We start from the raw sequence: 8613 nt of genomic DNA, 5'->3' as shown, positions 1-8613 counted from the left end.
ATTGTGGATGAACAAAAGACAAATTTCTTTGGTCCAATCAAGGAAGCTATTGCAGAAAAGTATGGAAAAGAATTTTCTGCTTATGTGCTTTCAAATACCATGATCAGTCAAATTGCTTTGCAAAAAACAGATGATTTGTTGGAGTATAAGAAAGAGATCATCAATGAAGAGGCGGCTAAATTAGGATTTACCAAAAGACTGTAAAGAAATGGGGAGAATAAGACCTATTTGTATAAGTATTGCGGGTTTCGATCCGAGTGGAGGAGCAGGAGTTTTAGCCGATATCAAGAGTTTTGAGCAATTGAAGACCCTGGGTTTAGCGGTACAAACCTGTAATACCCTTCAGGTAGAAGATTACTTCGAAAAGGTAATTTGGACGCCGCAAGAGGTGATTTTGAGTCAGCTAGAATTGTTACTGAAACGCTATACACCTGCTGCCATAAAAATTGGATTGATAGAAAATAGCGAAGTATTAATTGCTGTTTTATCGAAAATAAAAGAATATCATCCGCAGGTACCCATTGTTTGGGACCCGGTGTTACAACCTAGTTTTAACCAAGGAGAGGTTATGGATGAAGCGCGTTTTCAGATGAACTTGCAAAAAATTATTGATGCGGTAGATATTCTTACTCCCAATGCACCTGAATACGTGCGTTTAAATTTAAAGGAAACCTCTACAAAAAAGCTGTATGTGAAGGGAGGTCATACAGAAGAAGTATTGGGGTCTGATTTTAAACAAAAAGAAGGAAGAGATTTCTTAGTTACCGCTAAAGGCGTGAAATCATTAAACGCTCAAGGTAAAGGTTTTATACCCAAGCATGGTACAGGTTGTATGTTAAGCAGTGCTTTGGCAGCATACATTGCCAGAGGATTTGATTTTCACAAAGCCAGTGTACGTGCTAAAGCTTATGTTTATAAAAGAGCAAGTTCTAATGCCAGTTTATTGGCTTATCACAACAACGGATAAGATGAAAAAAATAGCCAATTTAAGTTTAGGAATATGTGGAGCAAGTATAGCCTTGCCTCGGTTGTTTATCCTTTTTGCAGGAGAAGAGAATACGCTTCTAAATGTTTTTCCGTGGGGCGGACTCATCCTAATTTCTGGAATTTTAGGTGTCTCTCTGCATCTTTGGGAAGGACGAAAGGAAGGTGTGAAATTCGGTTTTCAGAGCCTGATTCTGTTTTTAAGTTTACTCTTGTTGTTTGTAGGATTTGCAGGTTTGGAATTTCAATGGGAAAACGCTAAATTCATTTTGTTTATCGGCGTACTTACCTTGGGTATTTGGCTGGTATTCCCCAACAACAAAAAAGAAGAAGAATGATATTTAACCGACTGAGTTTATTGTGTTTTGCAGTGTCTTTTATAGCCATGGCTCTTATATTTACACGCTATTCAGTTTTTGGTTTGAGTTTCCAAGGTATTTTGCGTTATGGAGTGATTTACGTGGGTATGTTGGGGTTTGTGTTTTCTATATTGTCGATTTACTTTGATAAAAAGCGCAAGGCAAATACCCAAAAGCAAAAAGGTCTAGTTTTTTACATCGGAGCAGGAATTGTAATGCTAGGTGTTGTGTTTAGAATTATGCATTGGCCCCTGGCTACAGCACTGATTTTAGCCGGACTAGTAATTTCATTATTAGCCACTTTTTTAGGGAAGTTACAACAGACTAAACCCGAGAATGACGATCTTCTCGATAGTTAGGATTCGCTTTGGTACAACCTTTGATTCTTAGAAGGAAAAAGTACCATGAAAAAATTTATACCCTTATTTAGTTTACTCCTTCTATTTTCTTGTACCCAAAAGGTAGAAGAAGACGAATATGTTTATTTGGTGTTTAGAGATGCCAACAATGAAATACTCGTTTCTGAAGAGGCGAAAGTTACTGAGCATACGAATAAGATTTTTCTCATTAAAACGGGAAGTAATAATCAACTCAATTACCTTGAAAAGGAGGATGGTAAATGGGTAGGAGAAATAGAAATTTACCGACAAAATTCGGGGTACTATTATTTTGATGTAGAGCTCGAAGGAAAGGCTGTGGGTAGAACCATCATGGAAGGAAGTTTTACGGGTCAAGTGGATGAGTTACTCAATGATAACTATACGGGTGAAAGCTATACTATTGATGGAACACTGGAAATAAAAGACTAAAAAAAGACGCTTCGTTGGAGGCGTCTTTTTTTGTTTTAATATTTAAAGGATAAACTTACACCTATAAATCGTCTTTGGATAAGCATTAGCATACTTCCTTTATCAAAAGTAATTTGGTCACTTAGGTTCGGATCTTCACTAATTAGTGTTTCTTGGTAAGAATAATTATAGGGTAAATCTTGGATAAATTTGGTTTGGTAAAACACGCCTAAATACAATTGTTTTGTTAATGCGTAGCTTATGTTGAGTTGTAATTGCGGATAAAATTTCCTGATGAATGTACTATACAATTTCACATCGGTTTCATAAAAGTCGCCGGTTTTTTCATTGAAATAATTTGCTGTATGACTGTTGAATTTATTGAACGTTGTTAGGTAACTAAGTTGAAACACAGGTTCAATAAGCAGTTTGTTTTTAAGTAAATACCACTCCTTGCTGAAACCAACTTTTAACTTGTGTCTGTTTAATGTGAATTCTTGAAAATGAGCATATCCTGAGTGATGAACCAGATTGTAATTGAAGGTTTGTTTCCCAGTGTTTAATCCTATATGCATGAAGAAATTACCTTTGTCTATTACTTTTCGTTTGTAGTTTACCCCTATACCTCGATCACTTTTTAAACTCAAAAACAATTTAGTGCTGTACTTTTCATCATAAGTGAAGTCAAAATTTGATTTCTTAGGAAAGGTAGATTCAGTATATATTAAAATTTCATGATTTGAATTTTTCGGATTGAATTCTTCTTGACCGTAAGACTTGAGAAATGCAAATAGTGCGCAAAGCACGAGTGTTGTGTTTTTCATGGTTAGGTAATTATTTGGCTGCAAAAATAAAAATCTTTTGAGCTTATCAGTAGGGAGTAGGGATAAAGAATCAAACAGGGGGTGGAGTGTTAGCTTTACCGCATGTGAGATTAGGAGTTGTTGCTTTATGGGTACGACCAGCGGAAGTGCATAGAAAGCTTACAACTGCTTTGAGAACAGGTGGTGAACTTTAGCGGAAGACCCGGTTAGCGCAGCGGGTTTGCCCACGACTTTTTACGCAAGCTCATATAAATGAGCATAATTCCAAAAAGCATAAAGAAGTTATAGAAGAGATCTTCTGCGGGTATGCTTCCTATTCTGGGGCCCATAATGTGTGCTTCGTTATACCAAACCACGGGTGCTTCTGTAAAAAAACCTGTAAGGATGCCGTTGACCACTAAAAAGGGGAGTATAGCCACCATAAAGGCGATAGAAAACTTAGGGTACCAGCTGGGTGTTTTTGCGAAATAGAATACAGCGTTTAATACTCCAGAACCGATGAGGGCACTACTGGTGTACCAATTTTCTAGGTGTGCAAAGCCTAAAAATAGCGCTGTGAAGGAGAAGGAGATAGAGAATATATAGCCGAATTGGTGTGGGTTCATGGTTGGGAAATAGGCTTCTATACAGGCGAAAATGAAGATGCAAGCATAGGGCACTGTAAAGAAAAAGAGAACTTCCTCAAGTGGGAGGTGTCCCAAATAAATACCTGAAAGATATTCTGGATTAAACCCCCAAATTCCATTTTGCGTGAAGTATTCATCCCACAATAAAAAAAACGTTCCCACTAAAAGTAATGCGGGGAATAATGCTTTCCAATGTTTGTAAAATGCGACCTTTTTATCGAAGGACAAAAAGAACGGGCCGACTAATGTGAGAAGGTTGATCCAGAGGTATAGACTCATGATTTAGCTTTTTTTATGGCGAAAGACCTTTTGGCTTCCTTGTAATATTTTAAGGGAACAATGAGCATACCGAAACATTCACCATGTTCTTTCCCCAAATGCTTGTGGTGAACTTTGTGTGCTTTTCTAATGGCCATAAAATAAGGGTGGTCTATGTTACGCAGCCACTTAAATCTACGGTGTATGTATACGTCATGGAAAAGGAAGTAGGCGAAACCATAAGCAGCAATACCATATCCTATCCAAACAGCGATGTAATTGTCATTCATCATTCCAAGCATGATGCACAGCCAAGACGGTATGGCATAAATAAGAAAGAAAAAATCATTTTTCTCGAAAAATCCGGGCTCTACTTGGTGATGGTCTTTATGGAAATACCAACCTAAACCATGCATCACATATTTATGTGTAGCCCATGCCATGAATTCCATGACGAAAAATGTTGCAATTAAAAGAAAGGGTCCCCACCAATACATTGTGCTAAAGCTTTAAAGTAAACATAAAAAAAACAGACTAAGAATGCAGAACAAACCTACTGCAACTTTGTTCTTTTCTGCCAATCCTAAGGTAAAATATCCGAAGTGTAATACCAAAGAAATGAAGAACCAAGATAGGTAGTTAAAGGAGGGGATGTCTCCTTCCCACATCCAATATTCATTCGCAATTGCAACGGGTTCTATCAATAAATCTAATGCTGTCATCAAAGCTGCAGAGGCAATTGCTTTGAGGAGGATAGGCCAATTGGTAAAGGCTAAAATTGAAGTGCTACCCATGGTTAGAACTAACCAATTGATGCCGATAATAAGGGGTACATCCCAGATTTTTACGCCCAGGTTTTCTCCATAACTGTAGTTGCCAAATAAATGACCGGTGTGTACGCCTATCCATTCGGCTACCATTCCAGTTAAGACAATGGTGAAGGCGTAGATATAGAATTTTCGGCTGTGATTTTTTCTTCCTAACAACAACACCACAAAAGCTAAGCTTAAGTTCAAAAAGCTCAATTTTAGAAAGTCTTGTCGCATTTCACTCTGTAGTCCAATTAAACCCACTGTGTGGAAGATGAGCAAGATGCCGAGTAAAATACCTGTCTTATATCGTTGAAGTTGCTGTATCATAACCTTGTTTCTAACACCTAACATATGGTATTGTTCTCGAAAATACGCATAGAAAATCGTATTGGATCAATGGAAGAAAAAAATGCTTGAAATATTTTGAATTTAGGAATACAAGATTGCTTCGTTCTTCTTATTTTAAAGCAAAAAAATAGATGAAAGGAAAAGTCACGGGGTTAGGAGGAGTCTTTATAAAATGTAAAGATCCTAAAGCGATGCGTAATTTTTATGAAGAGTGTTTAGGGATGACCACGAATGATTACGGCGTAGGTTTTGAGTTTGTTAGAGAGCAAGGAGGTTCGGGCTTTTTACAACTAGGAACTTTTGAGGAGGATTCTACCTACTTCGGTGAACCCAAACAAAAAGCGATGTTGAATTTTAGAGTGGATAATTTGGAAGCATTGCTTGAAGGACTCAAAGAAAAGGGAGTAAAGGTTGTAAACGAATTAGAAGATTTTGAATACGGAAAATTCATACATATTCTGGATGTAGACGGAAATCGAGTGGAATTGTGGGAGCCGAAAGATGCTTTTTTTGGCGGAGATGGAAGTCCAAAGCAAAAAATGAATTGATTGCCGCGATGAAGTTGTAACAAATTGGCGGTTTAGCAGTCTCACCGTTAGGTGAAACAAATAAATCGCCGATAACCAAAATAAATCATTTATGAACAACCACTTTAAATTACTGGCTTTGGCCGGATTCTTAAGTTCTTGCATAACTATCAATTTTCAGATTGAAGGGATTACATCAGATTATCAGTACTTATCGTATGAGGAAAAAACCAAAGTGAAGAAATTGAGCACCTTTGAGGAAGCAAAAGCCGGGAATGTTTATGAGATTACCGGTATGGAACTTCGAAAAGAGCTAAAGAAAAACGATTCTTCTATCGTACATTTTTTCGTGAATAAATGTAAGAGCAGTCATTGCTATCCCATGAGTACTTATGGAAACTACATTGATGAATCAGGGCAAAACGTATACTTGATTATGCTTACATATGCCGATTTGGATTATTCTTTGAACCAAGAACCGGAATTTCCTTTATACGCCGTGAATGCCAAATACTATGAGGAAAGAAAGACAAGAAAATACAGGGAATTATTTGTCCAAGATTTACTGCAAGAAGATTATCAAGACGCTATTCAGTACAAAACATTTTTCTTTAACAACGATAGTCTGGTAAAAGTTCAGAATGACATCTTCGAAGATTAAAGAACTTGTGCTAACGTCCTGTTCTTTACCCTATAAAGTTTTAAAACTCAATTCCTTTTGAAATAATAGGGCTTTCCTTATCTTTGCATCCATATTAAAATAGATAAACAACTATAAATGAGCAACACAACTGAAAAATTAGCTTATAAAGTTAAAGATATAAGTTTAGCCGAGTACGGTAGAAGAGAGATTAGATTAGCTGAAGCAGAGATGCCAGGTTTAATGTCTTTAAGAAAAGAGTACGGAGCATCTAAGCCACTAGCAGGAGCAAGAATCGCAGGATGTTTACACATGACGATTCAAACTGCTGTTTTGATTGAAACATTGGTAGAATTAGGAGCTGACGTTACTTGGTCTTCTTGTAACATTTTCTCTACACAAGATCACGCTGCTGCTGCAATCGCTGCTGCAGGAATTCCAGTTTTCGCATGGAAAGGAATGAACGAAGAAGAGTTTGACTGGTGTATAGAACAAACTTTATTTGCATTCGAAGGTGGTCAGCCATTAAACATGATTTTGGATGACGGTGGAGATTTAACAAACATGGTGTTTGATCGTTTCCCAGAGTTAACAAAAGATATCAAAGGTTTATCTGAAGAAACAACTACAGGAGTTCACCGTTTGTACGAAAGAATGAAAAACGGAACTTTAGTTATGCCAGCAATCAACGTGAATGATTCTGTAACTAAGTCTAAATTCGATAACAAATACGGATGTAAAGAATCATTAGTAGATGCTATCCGTAGAGCTACAGATACTATGATGGCAGGTAAAGTTGCTGTTGTTGCTGGTTACGGTGACGTAGGTAAAGGTTCTGCTGCTTCTTTAAGAGGTGCTGGAGCAAGAGTTATCGTTACTGAAATTGATCCAATTTGTGCTTTACAAGCTGCAATGGACGGATTTGAAGTGAAGAAAATGGATTCAGTAGTAGGAAACGTTGATATCGTTGTAACAACTACTGGTAACAAAGACATCGTTCAAGGGAAACACTTTGAAATGATGAAGGATAAGACAATCGTTTGTAACATCGGTCACTTCGATAACGAAATCGACGTAGCTTACTTAAACGAGAACTACGGTGATACTAAAGTTGAAATCAAACCACAGGTTGACTTATACAACGTGAAAGGAAATGATATCATCTTATTGGCTGAAGGTCGTTTAGTAAACTTAGGATGTGCAACAGGTCACCCATCATTTGTAATGTCTAATTCATTTACAAACCAAGTATTGGCGCAATTAGAATTGTGGAACAATGCAGATGCATACAAAAACGAAGTATACATGTTGCCGAAGCACTTGGATGAGAAAGTAGCTGCTTTACACCTTGCTAAAATTGGTGTTGAGTTAGAAACTTTAACAGAAGAACAAGCAAAATACATCGGAGTAGAGGTAGCTGGACCATACAAACCAGAGCACTACAGATACTAAGAAGTAAATTCAATATTACTGGAAACGGAACTCGAAAGGGTTCCGTTTTTTTGTTAAATGCAAGAGGGTTTGATGGTTTGAAAGTTTGACGGTTTGATGGTTTGTCCATCGAGACTTCGACTATCGCTTACTTCGGTTGTCGTTCAGTACACCGCATTGCACAGCTCCTTATCAGGAACCTCAGTTTTACTGTTCTTTAAATTTTTAAATATGGACGTAGTCCATGCTTAAATCTTTAAATTTTCTTCAAGAACTCTATTGTAACCTTTTCTTTTCTTCGTACTTATATCCTAAAACCACTTCTTATGAAAAAAATAATTGTACCAGCCCTTGCCGCTGTGCTAGCTCTAAGTTCTTTTTCTTTGTTTAAGAGAAATTCTCCTTTACCAGATCTTATTGAAGACACCTATTCCTTTATACCTGAATTATCAGAAGGAAATGTATTGAATGGATTTGGAATAAGTAAAACGGAGGTTACCAATGGTGAATACAATGCCTATTTAGCGCATTTGAAATCAACCGGAAATACCATTGAGCTAAATAAAGCAATTAGAGATTCTAGCTTATGGATAAAGACCAATGATTTATCCAAGGACATGATGAAGTTGTATGGTAATCATCCTGCGTACAAAAGATATCCTGTTGTAACCATTTCAAAGGAGGGAATGGAAGGGTATTGTAGTTACTTGCAAAACCAATTAAATACAGCAGATAAAGATTATACCTATAGTGTTAAATTACCAACGAGACAGCAATGGCTGAAGGCTGCAAATGGTGGTGATACTGAAGCCGTGTATGCATGGCAAGGAAGCTATTTGAGAAATGCTCAAGGTGCGTATTTGTGTAATTTTACGGCCATTGGTCCAGAGTGTATTAGTAGGGATGAAAACGGAAATCCTATTATCGTTCCGATGAAAAAAGGAGAACGTTTTTTAGATGGTGCAGATTTAATGGCATTATCGCAATCTTATTACCCAAGTTCTTATGGGGTATAT

General features: G+C 37.2%; 13 protein-coding genes. 9 read left to right on the top strand and 4 right to left on the bottom strand.

Annotated elements, in window-relative coordinates:
- From AC22ZQ_RS10025 to AC22ZQ_RS10005, 5 genes are all read left to right on the top strand, one after another.
- Positions 1–204: hypothetical protein (locus AC22ZQ_RS10025; protein ID WP_318958649.1), on the top strand; the 204-nt coding region annotated here is incomplete at its 5' end.
- Between the two features lie 4 nt (positions 205–208).
- Entirely contained in the window at positions 209–967 is a 759-nt protein-coding gene (locus tag AC22ZQ_RS10020; protein WP_318958648.1) for a hydroxymethylpyrimidine/phosphomethylpyrimidine kinase, read from the top strand.
- Position 968: 1 nt separating this feature from the next.
- Positions 969–1322 carry a hypothetical protein gene (locus AC22ZQ_RS10015; protein ID WP_318958647.1) on the top strand — a complete coding sequence of 118 codons (354 nt, stop codon included), beginning with the start codon at positions 969–971 and terminating at the stop codon, positions 1320–1322.
- Positions 1319–1702, top strand: a complete 384-nt coding sequence (locus AC22ZQ_RS10010; protein ID WP_318958646.1) for a GldL-related protein — start codon at positions 1319–1321, stop codon at positions 1700–1702. The genes AC22ZQ_RS10015 and AC22ZQ_RS10010 overlap by 4 nt, the downstream gene beginning before the upstream one ends.
- 45 nt (positions 1703–1747) lie before the next feature.
- Positions 1748–2152, top strand: coding sequence for a hypothetical protein (locus AC22ZQ_RS10005; RefSeq protein ID WP_318958645.1), 405 nt, complete (start codon positions 1748–1750; stop codon positions 2150–2152).
- A 35-nt stretch (positions 2153–2187) separates the two neighbouring features.
- Here AC22ZQ_RS10005 and AC22ZQ_RS10000 read toward each other — a convergent pair whose 3' ends face one another.
- From AC22ZQ_RS10000 to AC22ZQ_RS09985, 4 genes are all read right to left on the bottom strand, one after another.
- Entirely contained in the window at positions 2188–2955 is a 768-nt protein-coding gene (locus AC22ZQ_RS10000) for a hypothetical protein (protein WP_318958644.1), read from the bottom strand.
- Between the two features lie 206 nt (positions 2956–3161).
- Positions 3162–3860 (bottom strand): lycopene cyclase domain-containing protein, encoded by a 699-nt coding sequence (locus AC22ZQ_RS09995; RefSeq protein ID WP_318958643.1) that lies wholly within the window; start codon positions 3858–3860, stop codon positions 3162–3164.
- Positions 3857–4291 carry a sterol desaturase family protein gene (locus tag AC22ZQ_RS09990; RefSeq protein WP_318958642.1) on the bottom strand — a complete coding sequence of 145 codons (435 nt, stop codon included), beginning with the start codon at positions 4289–4291 and terminating at the stop codon, positions 3857–3859. The genes AC22ZQ_RS09995 and AC22ZQ_RS09990 overlap by 4 nt, the downstream gene beginning before the upstream one ends.
- Before the next feature lie 57 nt (positions 4292–4348).
- Positions 4349–4978 carry a carotenoid biosynthesis protein gene (locus AC22ZQ_RS09985; protein ID WP_318958641.1) on the bottom strand — a complete coding sequence of 210 codons (630 nt, stop codon included), beginning with the start codon at positions 4976–4978 and terminating at the stop codon, positions 4349–4351.
- A 152-nt stretch (positions 4979–5130) separates the two neighbouring features.
- On the opposite strand from AC22ZQ_RS09985, the gene AC22ZQ_RS09980 reads away from it, so the two are divergent.
- The 4 genes from AC22ZQ_RS09980 to AC22ZQ_RS09965 all read left to right on the top strand — a co-directional run.
- Positions 5131–5547, top strand: a complete 417-nt coding sequence (locus AC22ZQ_RS09980) for a VOC family protein (RefSeq protein ID WP_318958640.1) — start codon at positions 5131–5133, stop codon at positions 5545–5547.
- Positions 5548–5638: 91 nt separating this feature from the next.
- Complete coding sequence (locus AC22ZQ_RS09975; RefSeq protein ID WP_318958639.1) at positions 5639–6187, top strand: hypothetical protein; 549 nt, start codon at positions 5639–5641, stop codon at positions 6185–6187.
- A gap of 117 nt (positions 6188–6304) precedes the next feature.
- Positions 6305–7618, top strand: coding sequence for an adenosylhomocysteinase (gene ahcY / locus AC22ZQ_RS09970; RefSeq protein ID WP_318958638.1), 1314 nt, complete (start codon positions 6305–6307; stop codon positions 7616–7618).
- 305 nt (positions 7619–7923) lie between these two features.
- Positions 7924–8613: SUMF1/EgtB/PvdO family nonheme iron enzyme (locus tag AC22ZQ_RS09965; RefSeq protein ID WP_318958637.1), on the top strand; the 690-nt coding region annotated here is incomplete at its 3' end.

It is taken from the genome of Lishizhenia sp. (assembly GCF_057456495.1).
Note: the sequence above shows the minus strand (reverse complement) of the source record. Positions and strands in the feature narration are given on the sequence as shown.

Coding starts and splice junctions, on each gene's coding strand:
- AC22ZQ_RS09995 (WP_318958643.1), bottom strand. CDS start 3,860: ATGAGTCTATACCTCTGGATCAACCTTCTCACATTAGTCGGCCCGTTC.
- AC22ZQ_RS10005 (WP_318958645.1), top strand. CDS start 1,748: ATGAAAAAATTTATACCCTTATTTAGTTTACTCCTTCTATTTTCTTGT.
- AC22ZQ_RS09985 (WP_318958641.1), bottom strand. CDS start 4,978: ATGATACAGCAACTTCAACGATATAAGACAGGTATTTTACTCGGCATC.
- AC22ZQ_RS10015 (WP_318958647.1), top strand. CDS start 969: ATGAAAAAAATAGCCAATTTAAGTTTAGGAATATGTGGAGCAAGTATA.
- AC22ZQ_RS10000 (WP_318958644.1), bottom strand. CDS start 2,955: ATGAAAAACACAACACTCGTGCTTTGCGCACTATTTGCATTTCTCAAG.
- AC22ZQ_RS10010 (WP_318958646.1), top strand. CDS start 1,319: ATGATATTTAACCGACTGAGTTTATTGTGTTTTGCAGTGTCTTTTATA.
- AC22ZQ_RS10020 (WP_318958648.1), top strand. CDS start 209: ATGGGGAGAATAAGACCTATTTGTATAAGTATTGCGGGTTTCGATCCG.
- ahcY (WP_318958638.1), top strand. CDS start 6,305: ATGAGCAACACAACTGAAAAATTAGCTTATAAAGTTAAAGATATAAGT.
- AC22ZQ_RS09975 (WP_318958639.1), top strand. CDS start 5,639: ATGAACAACCACTTTAAATTACTGGCTTTGGCCGGATTCTTAAGTTCT.
- AC22ZQ_RS09990 (WP_318958642.1), bottom strand. CDS start 4,291: ATGGAATTCATGGCATGGGCTACACATAAATATGTGATGCATGGTTTA.
- AC22ZQ_RS09980 (WP_318958640.1), top strand. CDS start 5,131: ATGAAAGGAAAAGTCACGGGGTTAGGAGGAGTCTTTATAAAATGTAAA.